Genomic DNA, 15,952 nt, shown 5'->3' on the forward strand with positions numbered 1-15,952 from the left:
CAAGTTGCCAAAGCGTCAAATTATTGGTATGCCTGGCCAGCCATGGAAATTGCCTATCTTTGCCGCATGCGTTTGTCTGAAGTGCTGGATCTCACTGATGCAAACGAATTGCCGGAAGGCCTTTTGATTAAACGCCGCAAGAGATCTCGTGACAACATACAGTTTGGAATCCTCGACGGCGTTCTGCGTGGGATTTCGCAGTGTCTACTAGGAACCGGATTTTGGCGGAACGAAAGCAACCTCATCCAATCCGGGCAGAAGATAGGCGCATTATTGTCAGTGAGCGTACAGGGGATAAAATTGTCGTTGACAGCCTAAAAACAGCTATGGGGCGAATCACTGTTTCAACAAAAAAAGCAGCTGAAGACATGGGGGTAAATTGGATACCCTTCACTTTCCATGATTTAAAAAGGAAAGGTGTTAGCGATACATCGGGCAATAAACTGGATGCGAGTGGGCACCGAACGGCTTGGAGGATGAATGTTTATGATGTCAAATTGAAAACGGTAAAACCGTCGAACGACCATTTGTCAGTAGCTTTGTCAGCAGATGCCGGCCGTGCATCATGCAAACAACGTCAAGCTATTGATTTAATTGGGGTGAACGATGGGGCTCGAACCCACGACAACCGGAATCACAATCCGGGGCTCTACCAACTGAGCTACGCTCACCATAATGATGAATTTTTGCGATGGCACGCTTGGCAGGACTCGAACCTGCGACCCTCGGCTTAGAAGGCCGATGCTCTATCCAGCTGAGCTACAAGCGCAAATCGTGGTCGGGGTAGAGAGATTCGAACTCCCGACATTCTGCTCCCAAAGCAGACGCGCTACCAGACTGCGCTATACCCCGATGTGACCTTCTATTCTGAGGCAGTTGCGCTGCCCCGTGATGAGATGCGCATGTTAAAGCATGAATTCGATTGCGTCAAACATTTTCTTCTTTCCGGGCGATTTTTTTAAAAATCGACAAACCCCGAGCACATGGCAATCCGGAGACAATCGCCTCCAGCACGACCCGAACTGAGGAACCCGGTTCGGCTTAAGAGGTTTTACGGGCGACACGAGTGTTACACCCACGCGCCGACTGAGCTCGGCGCGAACGACCGGAAGGAAAAGTTCGTTCGGAAAGCGAGAAAAACACGCCTATCCGAACCATCTCATATCAATCTCGCAATAATTCGTTGATGCCGGTTTTACTGCGAGTTTTCTCATCCACTTGCTTGATGATCACCGCGCAATACAGGCTGTGGCTGCCGTCCTTGCTGGGCAGATTGCCGGAAACCACCACGGAGCCGGCCGGAATGCGGCCGTAGCTGATTTCGCCGGTCACTCGGTTGAAAATTTTGGTGCTTTGGCCGATGTAGACACCCATCGATACCACGCAGTTGTCTTCGACGATCACGCCTTCGACGATTTCGGAGCGGGCGCCGATGAAGCAGTTGTCACCGATGATGGTCGGGTTGGCTTGCAGCGGCTCCAAAACGCCGCCGATGCCTACGCCGCCGGACAAATGCACGTTTTTACCGATTTGCGCGCAGGAACCGACGGTTACCCAAGTGTCGACCATGGTGCCGCTGTCGACGTAGGCACCTATGTTGACGTAGGACGGCATCAGGATCGCGCCGGGCGCGACGTACGAGCCGTAGCGGGCTACCGCATTCGGCACCACGCGGACACCGGCCTGGGCGAAATCGGCCTCGCTGTATTGGCCGAATTTGGTCGGCACTTTGTCGTAGTAACGTACATCGCCGCTCTCGATGACTTTGTTTTCGTTGATGCGGAACGACAGCAATACAGCTTTTTTCAGCCATTGATTGGTGACCCAGTCGCCGTCTTTTTTCTCGGCGACACGGGCTTCACCCTTGTCCAGCATGTTCAAGGCGGCGGCGACCGCGTCGCGGATTTCGGCTGTGACGGTGGACGGGCTGATTTCGGCGCGGTTTTCGAAGGCGTCGTTGATGATGGTTTCCAGATTTGACATGGTCTTTCTTAGGTTAAGTTAAAAACGCGGGTCGGCTTAACCAAGCGCAACCCAACGATGGAAGCTTTCGATGTTGGGATACGGCTTGCGCCTAACCCAAACTAGACAGCGTTTTCATTGAGAAAAATTTTGATGCGCCGCGCCGCCTCGATACACTCTTCCAACGGCGCAACCAAGGCGATTCGCACGTGATTGGCACCGGGATTGAGGCCGCCGCTTTCGCGGGAAAGGTAACTGCCCGGCAAAACCGTGATGTTCTGCTGTGCAAACAATTGCAGCGCAAATTCGGTATCCGGCAGCGCGGTTTTCAGCCAGATATAAAAACTGGCCGGCGGCCGGCTGATTTGGCAAACATCCTCCAAAATTTCGATGAAGGCCGTAAATTTATCGCGATACATTTGCCGATTGCGTTTTACGTGCTCCTCGTCGCCCCAGGCGGCAATGCTGGCATGCTGGGTAGTCAACGGCATCGGGCAACCGTGATAGGTGCGATATTTCAGAAACTGCCGCAAAATATCCGCATCCCCCGCCACAAAACCGGAACGCAGCCCCGGCGCGTTCGAGCGTTTGGAGAGACTCTGAAAAATCACGCAATTCTTAAAATCGACAAAGCCGGCCTGATAGGCGCTTTGCAACAAGCCTCGGGGCGGCAACGCTTCGTCAGCGTATAACTCGGTGTAGCATTCGTCCGAGGCAATCACGAAATCATAGCGGTCAGCCAACGCCAGCAGTTTTTCGTGATCGGCCCGCGACAGCACCGTACCGGCTGGATTGCCCGGAGAACAAATAAATATCAGTTGGCAACGTTGCCATACCGCTTCCGGCACGCTGTCGAAATCCGGCAGGTATCCGTCGGCTTCCAGCGTATTCAAGTAATACGGCTCGGCGCCGGCCAACAAGGCCGCGCCTTCATAAATTTGGTAAAACGGATTCGGCATGATGACCACCGGCTTGTCGCGCGGATCAACCACCGCCTGCACGATGGCGAACAGGGCTTCGCGGGTGCCGTTGACCGGCAATATTTGCGACTCCGCATCGATATGCCGCGAAGGTATCGCAAAACGACGGCTGATCCAATCGGCGATGGCCTGACGCAGCTCCGGCAAACCCTTGGTGGTCGGATACGCCGTCAGCCCGTGCAAATGCCGCAACAAGGCTTCCTGAATGAAGTGCGGCGTGGCATGTTTGGGCTCGCCTATCGACAAGGCAATATGATCCTTGTCCGCCGGCGGCGTGACGCCTTGTTTCAAGGCGGCCAGCTTTTCGAACGGATAAGGATGCAGCAGGGATAAATGCGGATTCATTATTTGGCGCAACGGGGTTGTTTACCCATGTTCAAGGCTTGTTGCCGTAACTGTAGAGCTTGATTCATGCGCTGGTTCAAGTTATCGATGCGACTGGCATGCGACGGATGGGTCGACATAAATTCAATCGGCTGACCGCCTTGCGCGGCTTTATCCATTTTCAGCCACAGATTGATACTCTGGCGCGGTTCGAAACCGGCCCTGGCCATTAAATCCAAGCCTATGGTATCGGCTTCGGTTTCGTGAATGCGACTATACGGCAAAATCACCCCGTATTCCGCCCCCACGCCAAGCAAACCCAATGCTGTTTGACCCAATGCCGTTTGCGGCTGGGTGACGGCCTGCACCATGCTCAAACCGGTACTGACCGCCGTTTCCTGCGACAAACGCTCGTTACTGTGCCGCGACAACACGTGACCGATTTCATGCCCGATAACCGCCGCCAACTGATCCTGATTGTCGACCAAATTGATCAGCCCCGAGTGCACGCCAATTTTATTGCCGGGCAGGGCAAAGGCGTTGAGAGACTCATCTTCAAACACCACCACTTCCCATTGCCCCCCTACCTCGCGCGTCAGGCTATAGGTCACGCACTGGGCAAACTGGTTGTAACGCGGATTTTGGCTGAGCGGGTTTTTGCTTTTCATGCTGCTAAATGCCTGCAAACCCATTTGGTCGACCTGATTGTCCGGCATGAAAATAAACTGCGATCTACCGGTCGGACTGGTGGTGCAAGCGCTGATCACCAGAGCGGCGATAGCGGTAAGCAAGGATTTTCTCAACATGACGACAATGCCCGCAGTGTGAACTAAATCCGTATTTTAACGTAATTGCAGCGACGGGACGAAACCGTTTTTAGCTTGGCGCGAACCCGCCGGCCGGATTATTTTTCATCATCGGCAAGCCGACAGGCCTGCCGCAAACAAAACAGCACGGTTTGCCGCCGCACCGCCCGCCTGTCGCCGGAAAATTGTTGCTTAACGCAATACCCCGGCCGGCCACGTAATTGCCACGCGACAAACACCGTACCGACGGGCTTTTCCGGCGTGCCGCCGTCCGGGCCGGCAATGCCGGTCACGGCCAGCGCCAAGTCGGCCAAGCTATTTGCCAGCGCCCCCTCCGCCATTTCCAGCACCGTTTCTTCGCTTACCGCGCCCTTGGCATTCAAGGTAGCCTGACTGACATCCAGCATATCGACCTTGGCCGCATTGCTGTAGGTAATAAATCCCCGGTCGAACCAAGCCGAGCTGCCCGGCACGTCGGTGACCGCCTTGGCTATGGCCCCACCGGTGCAGGACTCGGCTAGCGCCAACCGCCAACCGAGCCGCTCCAGCTTGCGCCCCAGGGCTGCCGACAACTCGTATAGAGGCTCATCCATGACGCCGGAATGTCCGGGCCGAAAATTCGCCGGCGTCAACTCGGCAGTTTGGTCGCTTCGTTAAGTTTTTCATAATCGGCGCCGACGCTGATGATAAAGCTGGTGACCTGCTCGATACTCATGGCCGATTTAATCACCTTGGATTCGTGCACGATAATGGCGAAGCCCGAGGTGGGGTTGGGCGACGTCGGCACAAATAAAATGTAACGGTCTTCGACTTTGTTGGTTACATAGGCCGGCACCCACAAACCTTCTTTCGGATATTCCACGTAAACCACCTCCCGCGGTTCACGCAACTCGTGCCCAGCAATCATGTGCACCAACTTTTTGGTGACGCGGTAAATGGTGCTGAGCACCGGAATGCGCTCGATCAAGTTTTCAAAGCCGGCAATGATGGAAAACCGCCCCAGGCTGACTCTATGCCCAATATAGGTAATCAGCATAAAACTGAAGCCGAACAACAAAAACGTCACAAAATAGTTGTCGGAATAACCGTATACAAACTGAAACAGATCGGTGAAGCGATCTTTTACAAATAAAATGATTTGTAAAATCACCACCACCGGAATCAATGCCAAAATGCCGATCAAGGTGTAATTGAGTAACGTCTTCATGCGCCTTCCTTTTATAGTTATTGTCGATGGATATAAAAATTATCCCTTGAAAATATCGGCCAGTCCGCGGAAAAATGCAAATCCAGCCCTAGCCATCGTCTTGTAGCATGAACATGTGAAAGCCGCATTACCACCGGCCACCAAAAAACCGCCCAGCCAACCGGAGCAATACTTGACCGCGCGCATACCCACTAAGAATACGGTAATAAATATCTTGCCGGAATTCGGCTTGTTCCGAATGGCTCGGCGATTACGCCCTCTTTGACAAAGAGGGGTGTTTGTAACGAAATCCTAAACTCATCACCATTTTCCCGTAAACGCCATGCAAACTCTCCCGCTATTATTCATCGGTTTCTCGCTCGGCGCGGCCGCACTGCTGATAGCCGGCAATATCCTGCAACGCAAGGAGTCCTTGCGTATCGGACCCACTGTGGCGGGATTTTTATTGATCGCGTCCCTGGCCACGATTCAACTGGTGCATCTGAATTATCTGCTGAATCGGTTCGACGCGCTGCATTCGCCGTTTTATCTGGCTCTGCTATATAGCGTGGCGCCCAGTTTTTATTTTTATAGCCGGCAATTGCTGATTGACGGAATACGCTATCACCGCTACGACCTGCTGCACGTCCTGGCCTGGCTGCCTTGTTTGTTATTGCCCTATCGCTTGGCGCTGCCGGGGGCGTTTTTAATCGGTAGCGGCTATTTGCTGTGGCTGGCTAAAACCGTGTATTTTTTACGCCGGCAGCGCCAGCGTTTTCATCTGGAATTGCTGGCACTGGGCGCTTTGTTTGCAATTGCGGTTGCGGTGCTGATATTGGGCTTCATCTGGCCGCTACTGAACGAATTGGATTTCATTGCCGCCTACAGCCTGTTGATCGGCTTGGCTTTTTTTGCCGTGACACTGACCTTGCTGCGTTTTCCGACCATCGCCGCCGATGTTTCCGAGGCCGTGCAAGCCGCATACGCCGAATCCACCTTGAAAAATATCGACAAGCCGGCGGTAATGGCCAAACTAGACAGCTTGATGAAAAAAGACAAGCTCTACACCCTGGAAACCCTGAGCTTGGCAATGCTGGCCGAACAACTCGGCCTGAGCCAGCATCAATTGTCCGAACTGATCAATACCGAATTCCAGCAAGGCTTTTCCCGTTACATTCGCCAGCAGCGCATCGCCGAGGCTAAACGATTGTTATTAAGCGAACCGAACGCCTCGGTGTTATCGGTCGGCTTATCGGTGGGATTCAGCACCCAGTCGAATTTCTATGCGGCGTTCCGCGACATTACCGGCCTGGCGCCGGGACAATACCGCAAAATCCACGGTTGATGCATATCCCCCAAACCGGCCCGACACAAGAACATCTCCAGCGGCAACTTCATTTACAAAGCCGCCTGTCCAAATCCGTGGATAGGAGCAGTAGAATCAATTCGCTATTGCAAGCGCCACCGTAAAAACTCCCACAGTTCTCCCATTACACGCAAGCTATTTTCCTGGATACTTTGCCCCATGTTGAGACGGCAGCTTAATCGAAACAGCCGTTTCAGCCTGCAGGGCAAAACACTCTGGCAACTCATTTATATTGATTACGAATAGTAAAAACAGCGCCGTGACCAATCAGACGCCGAAAGCCAAACAAACACCAGGAGCATCAACATGAACAGACTGCCAGAAAGCGTAAACCTGCAATTTAACCAACTATTTGCTGCCATAGGTCAAGCCGGTGACGATTTAAAAATGGCGACCGCCGAAGCCAGTATCGCGGGGGATTTCGCCTTGGTGTCGGCCAACATCGAACACTACAAACAACTGCAGGCTCTGGAAATGGAGATCAAAAACTGCCTGAACAATTTCGGCAACAGCAGCAGTTTGCAAACTGCCGACAAACCTTTTCACAAACGCAGCAGACGTCGTTCCCGCAAAGCCGGCACTCGTATGCGAGTCAGAATTGCCGGTCGTGTCATCGAACAAGGCACCATCGCCGAAACCTTTGTCGAAACCCTGAAAGTGTTCGGTCTGGACAAAGTGGCCAAACTCAATAAAGTGGTCACCTCGATACCCTTGATGGGCCGGCAGCCGACAAACGGCTATCAGGCGCAACGCCAAGTCAACGGTTGGTACATCACCACGCACGTCAACAAAATCACCGCCACGACAGTGTTGGAAGAAATCGGTCAGGCGCTCAACATGCCGGTCAAAGTGGAGTTTGCCGATTGGTAAATCGTACCAAACCACACCAGTCAATTGTTAGCGGCGGTTAACCGATTAACCGCCGCCAAGAAAAACCAGAACACCTTTAGGACAACACCATGAACACAAACGGAAACAAATCTTTGGCAGAAATTGAGGCACGCGAAAGCCAAATTTTGGCAGAGCTCGAACAACGCGCGGCAGCGGGCGATGCGCAGGCGCAGTTTGAATTGGCTGCGCGCTACTTAGTTGAACCAAATTTGGATGTTCATATTGGCAGAGTTGTACATAAAAATGACCCCTTAGATTTTCCAAATTCAAAACAAACCTCAAGTCGCTCAGATTTTGATGTGTGTTTTCAAAAAAGCTTAAAGCAGCTTGAAACATCGGCGAATCAAGGTTTGGCAGAAGCCCAATTTACATTGGGGCTGCTTTACTTTCAGGGCCCCTCCACAATGGAAAGAACCCGTAAATTACAAACGGCTTGGTCAGATCACCTAAATTTTGACTTTCCATTGTCTGGTGAAATTGCAGTTTCTTTAGCCAATTTCTCAAAATACCAACTAAGCGATAACAATGCCGCATTCAGTTGGTTTGAAAAAGCCGCCAAACAGAATTATTACGAAGCTTTAATCTGGCTCGGTATTTGTCATCGGGATGGTACCCAAGCCAATAACGAAAAAGCTTTTGCCTGTTTTGCATCCGCCGCCAAACAGGGTTTGGCGGAAGCGCAGTGGTTAGTTGCCGAATGCTATTTCAAGGGCCAAGGCGTCGAACAAAACGAAACACTGGCTTATGACTGGCTGGAAAATGCCGCCGATAACGGTTATCCGGATGATCGATATTACTCATTAGCCTGTGAGTATCTGGACGGCAATCCTGAAACTCGCAACTTAGAAGAAGGTATTAAATGGCTAAAAAAAGCTGCACCTTTCAATATTTTCGCCAAAATGCGTTTAGTGAATCATTCTCTCAATGGTATCGGCGTCGAGAAAAATGACGAGCTAGCTTTCGATTTGGTATTGGATATTTTAGAAGAAGACGAAAACTCTGGCTGCTGTTCGAATTTTATCTTGGGCACAAACTTTAAATGGAATGACCTAAAAATGGGTAGCGTTCAGCAAAGAGCAAAGCAAGAACTGATTGGACAAGCGGCCTATCTTGCCGCCCGAATGATATACGAAGGCAATGGATCAGAAGTAAGTTATAAATGGATTATAGAAGGTTTGTTTGGTAGAGGCATTGCCAAAAACTCAATGACCTCTGATCTCAAGAAAGAATCTACTGTCCTTTTGTTTAAATTTGCGGTCTCCTGTAATAATCCTCAAGCTCTTCAATTAATGCAAGAAACCTATCTGCATTTGATTACGCCAGAATTAAATGGAAAAAATGACTTGGAGGATTATTACCAGTTTGCCTATGAATGGCTTTCTGACGCTTACACAAAAGCCCCTAGAGACGCCGAAGTTAATTTTGGCTTAGGGGTTTTATATGCTTTCGGTAAAGGAGTGGAGAAAGATAAAAATCGTGCAAGGGAGCTATTGGGTAAATTTGAGAAATTCAAGGAAGAGCTTGATGGCCCGGAATTCAGTTATTTAGATGACTATACAATTCTTCAGCAATTTTCTGACTTCTATTGTGCTCCTTATCGACAGTTGAATAGAACTATTGGCAATTTAGCCACAGCCTTTTTTGAGAAAAATTTTATCAATGAGGGTTATGGATGGACAATTCCATATATGATGCTTCCTGCATTACGCATTAAGTTTTATATCAAAAAAGGAGATTTAGATGGCTTACGAATATTTTTAGAGGACTTAGATTCGACTCAAACCGTCTTTAGTGAATCCGGTTCATATCAACAGTTCAAAGATCTAGCGCTGATGGCGTACAAAAAAGAGGAGAAATTATCTGAGATTAACAAGGTGCTTGTTGCTGAAATTAAACAAAAGGAAGTTTTGCAAATGAAAATGCAAAAGTTGGTGGAACAATTTACCCATACTTTAGGTAACGTAATATTCCCCGATACCATCTATCAAGTCGCTGAGCGTCTAAAAACCAATCCGGATTGTCGCAAGGATGTTTTGCTATTGAATGAGGCTTACCATTCGGAAATCATCATCAAACTGCAAGCGGAGTTATTGCGACAACGTTACGCCAATACCAACCCGGAAAAGTTTCGCCAGTTGATCAGGGCTTGTCGCCGGGGTTCTGATTGTAAGGACAAAACCAAATCCATTGCTGACATTCTGGATTATGCCGCCAGCAGGGTAACGGCGCGATTTTTAAACCAGCATAACGCCAGCCTTGGCAGCATTCGCGACAAAATCATTGCGCAGAAAAATGCCAGTCTGGATGGTTTAAGACAGCAATTTGAAGATGACATTCTTCTGAACAGAACGCTTGCCGCTGTTGAATGGATCAACCAAAACTTGAGGCCCTTCAAGGTTGTTGAACTTAGCCCACTGTGGCTGAAAGCGTTTATCCTTGCCGAAAGTCATGCCGAAGCGCTGTTGTTCGGATATTTTTCGGAGGTTTTGTTCAACGCCTTCAAATATGCCGATCACGATGCCGCCCAATTTTTAACGGTACGGTTTGATGAGTACGTCATTGATGGCGAAACCTATTTGGGCTGTAGCTGGAGCAATCCGATGGGTAACAAACCCCCTAACGGTCTTGGAACTGGTAAAGGCCTGGATGCTATCCTAGAGGACTTGAAACAACTGAATGACACGGACAGCGAAACCAAAAGTCTTTTGGTTTCGCAAGATGACCTGCAGTTTCAGGTGACGATGTTTTTTCAGAAAGACTTGTTAATCGATGAAATTTCGATGCCTACTTTTAAAAGGAAATCCAAAACGGAGTAAATAATGCTGAATATTTTGTGGATTGAGGACGAGTATTCCGAACAAAAACAAAAGCAATGGTTTAAAGATCGAATTGTTACGGTTAAAAATAGCTTTGATGAGGCGGCGTCAGCTATTAAAGCGAATTTGTTCGATTATGATGTCGTTGTTCTTGATATTAATCTGGAAAACTCAGAACACTCCGAAAACGTAAAAAAATACGCTGCTAGATTTGGATTAAGTGTGCACGATTTTCTGGAAAGATCAGGGATGAATCTTTATTTCATGTTGTTAGAAAATGGATTTCCAATAGAACGAATTGTTTTTCTTACCGCGAATGCTAATGCAACGACAAGCAATATTAATGATCTTAGGCAAGCTTTTGACAGCGGCGATGACGATAACTTTGGAGAAATACTAAGCAGCATCACGAATGGTTTTAGCGATAAAGAAAAAAACGAGGCTTACCAGTTTATAAATGATCCAGATGGTTGTGACGAAGACGATATTACAGCTCTGTGCAATTATCTTGAGAGTTATTTTATAAGTTTGAATGAGGGCCAGCAAAAAAATACTTATGAAATATTGCGAGACACAGCTAACAGCTGTCGCATTGAGGTACCGAAAGCGTTTAATAAAGGTTCTAATCAACTTGATATTGAGTTAAAAAAACATGAGGGCAATAAATATTTAGTGTTACGCAGAGGTGTAATTGATGGATGTGGGTTTTTAAAACAGCAATTACAGGCTCAAGAAGAATTTCTTCAATTCAGAGAATTTATTAAGGATAAAGAAAATCATGAAATCACTGCGACTGAGATAATTAACTATCTTGATACGCTAGCACTGTCACTGGTTGCTCGAATACAAACTGATCAGGAATCGCTAAATATACAATACCGGTTGTTTTTAAGAACGCTTGTACATGAATGGGAAGAAAATATTGAAGCTAATAGCTTTAAAGAAAAATACGGCAACAACCTGGAAAGTATCAGAGACATTTACACTTTTGGGTGGACCATGAAGATGACCCGCAACTGGGTAGCTCACGCCAAATTGCTTGAGCCGTTGAATGCTCAATTTATCGCTTTTCTGTTTTTGATTAACATGCGCGCCATGTTTCGATTGCCAAAAGCAATTCAGTCTTACGAAGAAATTTTATTACAATGCATCTCCTTATCACCAGCTAATGGAATCAATATAGCCAGTATAAGAGATGAAATTAAACGCTCAGAAGAAAATATTGATGATCTATTAATCAGAATGAATAATATTCATACTGATGAGAAATCGAATTTGATTCTTACCTATGTAGAGAAAAAAGAAAATAAAACAAAAAGACTGAAATATTTTAACGATAAAATCAATGAAATCTACAGGTACAACACAGGTCAAAGCGATGCTGAAGATCACAACTATAAACGCTTTTTACTACAATATTTCTGGGTTAATCAGAAATCTGATTTAATAAATTTAACTGCCAATTCATATGATTTTTTACCGACATTAGCTCGGCATATCTACAACGACAGCTTCTGAAGCCTAACCCATGACCACCCTACAAACCCAAATCCCCGACCAACTCCTGCAACAAGCGCAATACTTGGTACAACAAGGTTGGGTCGCTAATATGGACGCACTGATCGCTGAATCGATGTGTCGTTATTTGGAATCGCACCGAGAAGCCATGACCGAGCAATTCATTCGCGAGGATGTCGAGTGGGGCTTGCATGGAGCTGGCTGATTTAATCGTTGCCATGCAGAGATTGGGAAGCAAAAAAGCCATTTTGAAAAACTATTCATAACATCAGTGGAGAATCCTCATGCTACAAGAAAAATTAATCGAGGAAATAAAACAAATTCCAAATGAAAAACTGGCGGAGATTTATGACCTAATTCATTATTTTAGGCTCGGTTTAGTTCATGAAAAACCTACTGAAACTATCCGCCAACGCCCTATTGGTTTGGCTAAGGGACAGTTTGAAATTCCAGCCAGTTTCTTTGAGCCGTTGCCAAACGACATACTCAATGCCTTTGAGGGAATAAAATGAAAATTCTGTTGGATACCTGCGCTTTTTTATGGCTGACAACAGACGCCCCGGAGCTCAGCGAAAAAGCCAGGATTCTGTTTCAGAATACCGACAATGCAGTTTATTTGAGCAGCGTTTCAGTATGGGAGATTATCGTTAAACACCAGTTAGGCAAGTTGCCTTTACCCAGTACGGCAAACGAATTTATTAAACAAGAGTGTGAAAAGCACTTTATTGAGTATTTTTCGCTGGATGAAAAGGCGGTGTTTCATTTGAGTCAACTACCCAATCATCACCGTGATCCTTTCGACAGAATGCTGGTTTGTCAGGCAATCGCACATGATTTGACCGTTTTGACTTCGGATGAATTGATTATGCAATATCCCGTTGCCACAGCTTGGTAATTTTTCATCGGTTCCACGTAGAGCATGGGAACCACAAATATGAGAGCCATCATGAGAACCTTACAATTCAATGCCCATGTAGAACACAACGCACAGCTGCATTTATCGCTACCTGCTGAATACGCCAATCAGGATGTTGAATTAGTGGTGATTATTCAGCCTCGCCACGAAAGCATGGAACGGCAAAACTGGTTGGCGTTTATCGATCAAACCTATGGTTGTTTGGCGGACGATCCTTTAGAGCGCCCAGAGCAACCTGTATTGAAAGACATTGATGCACTGCTATGAACTACTTGCTGGACAGCAATGCCTGCATCGTTTTTCTGAACAAGCGCTCGGACAAGTTGAAACAGCGGCTGGAATTGTGCGAGCCGCAACAAATCGTCTTGTGTTCGGTGGTCAAGGCGGAACTGCTTTATGGGGGCGATGAAAAGTCAGCACCCACAAGCCAGTTTGCACAAGGTTGAAAACTTCTGCGCCCCTTTCCAGTCCTTGCCCTTCGACGATAAAGCCGCCGAATATTACGGCAAGATTCGTAGCGAGTTAAGCGCCATAGGTAAGCCGATTGGTGCCAATGATTTCATGATAGCCGCCATTGCATTGGCCAATGACGTTACTTTGATTACGCACAATACCCGTGAATTTAGTCGGGTCAACGGCTTGCTGTTAGAGGATTGGGAGCTGTAAGCCCGGTGTGCTACCTATTATTCTTTGATTAAGGAAAATCCCTTGCCGACTGCCGAATTAATCCAATCCCTGCTTCCCCATCTGCCGCGTTTCGCCGAAGAAGAAGGCGATTTTTACAGTGTGCCGCGCGTGGCGCTGATCGAAGCTCTTTGCCAAAGTCAGACCTTGGAACGGGCGATTGCCGAAAACACGGTTGCCTTGCTGGAAACCTTGCTGGATACGCTGGCGGTATTGGACACCGCAGCTCTGCAAAACGGCGAATGGCGTTTCGTATCATTTCCGGCGCAATTGCTGGCGACTTCCGTGCTCACGGCAATGAGCGATCACGATTCGCGCTTGTTTGCCGCCCATTTCTGGAATACCCAGGGCATCGATAATGCCAGGAAAGACCAGCAACGCGACGTATTGCGGGCTATTGAACTGGCTCGGGTCGAACATCATTCGGATAGCGATGCACAGCCAATCCGTTACTGCTATGTGTCCTGGAGCATCATCAAGCTGGACGGCAAGATTTTGTTTTATCAGCGCGAGGACACGCATAAGCGTTTCGACAAAGCGGCGGGCGATTATGGCTTACTCGGCGGGCGTTGCAATCAAACCGATGTGACCGGTATCACCGACAAAGCGGTATTGTTGCAGGCTTTACAATCCGCGAACTCTCAGCTCGTTAAAGGCGCTTTGCCACAAACCTTGCGGCGGGAACTGCGCGAAGAAGCGGGTTTGTTATTCGAAGAGCATTACCACTTCAATCTTTGGCGCGATTTAAAACCTTACCGGCAAGTGCAAGGCGCGGCGCCGAATCATGCGTTGACCGAATATTATCTGGCTATTTTCCAGATCGAATTGACCCTGGAAGGTTTTTTGTTTTTGCAGCAGCGTGTCGCTAAAGATGAGCGTTTGGCTTGGCTGACGTTAGCCGACATCGAACGCGGCGAAAGTAGCGATGGCAAGATTCCGTATATCAAGGCCTTGTATGATGATTTTGCTGGTGACCGGACGGCATTGGTTGCGGCCTTGTCCGAATTGCCTGAGAGTTTTGCACCTGTTTATCTGTCGGATAAAGATAAATTCGGCATTAGCTTACCCATCGATCCAGGCAAACCGGTTTTTGCCGGTGTATTGGGCAAGGAAAAAGCCTTGGATTTATCACTGAATGCCAGACAATTGACCTTGATTCTGGGCTTGGCGGCACATTTGCGCGGTTTTGCTTTTGAGTCCGTGCCGGAAAATATCGTTATGCATCCGCACGGTTGGGTGGAAGTGGGCGATCTATCGCCGTTAAGGCAAGAATTAACGGAATTGCTAAACCTGCTTGCCGGTAGCGAGTTGGTGATGGAAAGTCGCCGTGACCGTTTGTTCCGGTTGTCGATTCGGCCCGACACGGTGTTTTTTGCCGACGAGTTGTTTGCGTTTTCAGTAAAGCTGGCGGATTTGCAAGGCGTGCAAAATAAAATCCCGGCCACTATTACCCGGCGCGCTTTTGATACCGGCTTTGGTGTGGTGTTAGATAAAACCGAAGTATTCAAGCTGACATTGGATTTTGCGCATAAACTCAAGTCCTTATCCGAATACCTGTTTTCCGCTGACAATGACGACGGGAAGAAAATCGAAGACACGTATAAAAAGGGTCTGCATAAAGAATCGAGATTCAAGGCCCTAGGCCTTAGAAACTTGATTCGCGAAGAGGGTGCTACCATTCGATTTGTTTTGCCTTATGTTTGCCAATAAGCTGCAGAACAAGCGTCGGCAAGCACGGCGACTGAAATTAAGTGTTGCCAGCATTTCAAGTACTTCTATTCATTAAACAGGGAAATCCAGATGAAATTGTCCAAGTTGTTCGTTTTAATCGTTTCAAGCTTGATCTTATCCGGTTGTGTTAATCGAGAAATCAATGAAAATGTTCAGGATCGTGGACCGCAAGTGGCTTTCTCGCCGTTACCGGCGACGAGCCGGATGACGATTGCCATTTCACGGTTCACCAATGAATCGGTTTACGGTAGTGGCTTGTTTACCGATCAATCGGGGGACAGGATCGGTAAACAAGCCGCCGACCTGTTGTCGCGCCACCTGTTGGCAACTCAGCACTTTAATGTCGTGGAGCGCCAGGACATAAACAAACTCAAATCCGAAGCTGAATTGATGGGCAAAAGCGAAGCCGAGTTCAAGCAAAATCTGGCCGGTGTCGATGCCTTGATCATGGGCTCCGTGGTGGAGTTGGGCCGGGATACTACCGGCGGCGTGTGGCTGATTGGAAAGGAAAAAACTCAACGAGCTCGTGCCAGGGTGGTATTGAGATTGGTCGATCCCAAAACCGGTGTGGTGTTTTATAGCCAAGAGGGTTCCGGCGAAGCCTCAATTTCATCGTCAAGCACCTTGGGTTTTGGCGGCACTGCCGGGTTCGATTCCACACTTGAGGGTAAAGCGATTGATGCTGCGATTGTGAATATGATCAACAACGTGGTATCAACACTGGATGCCCGTGGCAAGACGCAACCGTAATTCAAATATTGAACGGATTCTG

General features: G+C 48.1%; 18 protein-coding genes and 3 tRNA genes. 13 read left to right on the forward strand and 8 right to left on the reverse strand.

What is annotated here, in order from left to right; all coding sequences use genetic code 11:
- Positions 1–318 (forward strand): hypothetical protein (locus tag NP590_RS09360; protein WP_256602104.1); only part of this gene is annotated, 318 nt, incomplete at its 5' end.
- Between the two features lie 277 nt (positions 319–595).
- Here NP590_RS09360 and NP590_RS09365 read toward each other — a convergent pair.
- From NP590_RS09365 to NP590_RS09400, 8 genes are all read right to left on the reverse strand, one after another.
- Positions 596–671: transfer RNA gene (locus NP590_RS09365), tRNA-His, on the reverse strand.
- A gap of 21 nt (positions 672–692) precedes the next feature.
- Positions 693–769, reverse strand: a tRNA-Arg gene (locus NP590_RS09370).
- A 6-nt stretch (positions 770–775) separates the two neighbouring features.
- Positions 776–852, reverse strand: a tRNA-Pro gene (locus tag NP590_RS09375).
- Between the two features lie 312 nt (positions 853–1,164).
- Positions 1,165–1,983 (reverse strand): 2,3,4,5-tetrahydropyridine-2,6-dicarboxylate N-succinyltransferase, encoded by an 819-nt coding sequence (gene dapD, locus NP590_RS09380; RefSeq protein ID WP_256602105.1) that lies wholly within the window; start codon positions 1,981–1,983, stop codon positions 1,165–1,167.
- A gap of 101 nt (positions 1,984–2,084) precedes the next feature.
- Positions 2,085–3,287, reverse strand: a complete 1,203-nt coding sequence (dapC, locus tag NP590_RS09385; protein WP_256602107.1) for a succinyldiaminopimelate transaminase — start codon at positions 3,285–3,287, stop codon at positions 2,085–2,087.
- Entirely contained in the window at positions 3,287–4,072 is a 786-nt protein-coding gene (locus NP590_RS09390) for a M48 family metallopeptidase (RefSeq protein ID WP_256602108.1), read from the reverse strand. The genes dapC and NP590_RS09390 overlap by 1 nt, the downstream gene beginning before the upstream one ends.
- A 98-nt stretch (positions 4,073–4,170) precedes the next feature.
- Complete coding sequence (locus NP590_RS09395) at positions 4,171–4,665, reverse strand: CinA family protein (protein WP_256602109.1); 495 nt, start codon at positions 4,663–4,665, stop codon at positions 4,171–4,173.
- A 35-nt stretch (positions 4,666–4,700) separates the two neighbouring features.
- A complete protein-coding gene (locus tag NP590_RS09400) occupies positions 4,701–5,279 on the reverse strand; it encodes a DUF502 domain-containing protein (RefSeq protein ID WP_256602110.1) in 579 nt (192 codons plus the stop codon).
- Positions 5,280–5,601: 322 nt separating this feature from the next.
- Between NP590_RS09400 and NP590_RS09405 the strand changes: the two genes are divergently transcribed.
- From NP590_RS09405 to NP590_RS09460, 12 genes are all read left to right on the forward strand, one after another.
- Positions 5,602–6,603, forward strand: coding sequence for an AraC family transcriptional regulator (locus NP590_RS09405; protein WP_256602111.1), 1,002 nt, complete (start codon positions 5,602–5,604; stop codon positions 6,601–6,603).
- A gap of 327 nt (positions 6,604–6,930) precedes the next feature.
- A complete protein-coding gene (locus NP590_RS09410) occupies positions 6,931–7,494 on the forward strand; it encodes a hypothetical protein (protein ID WP_256602112.1) in 564 nt (187 codons plus the stop codon).
- Positions 7,495–7,583: 89 nt separating this feature from the next.
- Positions 7,584–10,331, forward strand: coding sequence for a tetratricopeptide repeat protein (locus NP590_RS09415; RefSeq protein ID WP_256602113.1), 2,748 nt, complete (start codon positions 7,584–7,586; stop codon positions 10,329–10,331).
- A gap of 3 nt (positions 10,332–10,334) precedes the next feature.
- A complete protein-coding gene (locus NP590_RS09420; protein ID WP_256602114.1) occupies positions 10,335–11,849 on the forward strand; it encodes a response regulator in 1,515 nt (504 codons plus the stop codon).
- 10 nt (positions 11,850–11,859) lie between these two features.
- Positions 11,860–12,054, forward strand: a complete 195-nt coding sequence (locus NP590_RS09425) for a CopG family transcriptional regulator (RefSeq protein WP_256602116.1) — start codon at positions 11,860–11,862, stop codon at positions 12,052–12,054.
- A gap of 79 nt (positions 12,055–12,133) precedes the next feature.
- Positions 12,134–12,361 (forward strand): DUF2281 domain-containing protein, encoded by a 228-nt coding sequence (locus NP590_RS09430; protein ID WP_256602118.1) that lies wholly within the window; start codon positions 12,134–12,136, stop codon positions 12,359–12,361.
- Positions 12,358–12,744 carry a type II toxin-antitoxin system VapC family toxin gene (locus NP590_RS09435; protein WP_256602120.1) on the forward strand — a complete coding sequence of 129 codons (387 nt, stop codon included), beginning with the start codon at positions 12,358–12,360 and terminating at the stop codon, positions 12,742–12,744. The genes NP590_RS09430 and NP590_RS09435 overlap by 4 nt, the downstream gene beginning before the upstream one ends.
- 51 nt (positions 12,745–12,795) lie before the next feature.
- Positions 12,796–13,032, forward strand: coding sequence for a hypothetical protein (locus tag NP590_RS09440; RefSeq protein ID WP_256602121.1), 237 nt, complete (start codon positions 12,796–12,798; stop codon positions 13,030–13,032).
- Positions 13,029–13,211 carry a PIN domain-containing protein gene (locus tag NP590_RS09445; protein WP_256602122.1) on the forward strand — a complete coding sequence of 61 codons (183 nt, stop codon included), beginning with the start codon at positions 13,029–13,031 and terminating at the stop codon, positions 13,209–13,211. Before NP590_RS09440 ends, NP590_RS09445 begins: the two co-directional genes overlap by 4 nt.
- On the forward strand, positions 13,162–13,431 hold the full coding sequence (locus NP590_RS09450; RefSeq protein WP_256602124.1) for a type II toxin-antitoxin system VapC family toxin: 270 nt from the start codon (positions 13,162–13,164) through the stop codon (positions 13,429–13,431). Before NP590_RS09445 ends, NP590_RS09450 begins: the two co-directional genes overlap by 50 nt.
- A gap of 42 nt (positions 13,432–13,473) precedes the next feature.
- A complete protein-coding gene (locus NP590_RS09455; RefSeq protein ID WP_256602125.1) occupies positions 13,474–15,159 on the forward strand; it encodes an NUDIX domain-containing protein in 1,686 nt (561 codons plus the stop codon).
- A 105-nt stretch (positions 15,160–15,264) separates the two neighbouring features.
- The gene (locus tag NP590_RS09460; RefSeq protein ID WP_256602126.1) at positions 15,265–15,930 is read left to right on the forward strand and encodes a CsgG/HfaB family protein; all 666 of its coding nucleotides are present in this window, start codon (positions 15,265–15,267) and stop codon (positions 15,928–15,930) included.
- Positions 15,931–15,952: the final 22 nt, after the last annotated feature.

The organism is Methylomonas subterranea (assembly GCF_024505185.1).
GTDB classification, from domain to species: Bacteria; Pseudomonadota; Gammaproteobacteria; order Methylococcales; family Methylomonadaceae; genus Methylomonas; species Methylomonas subterranea.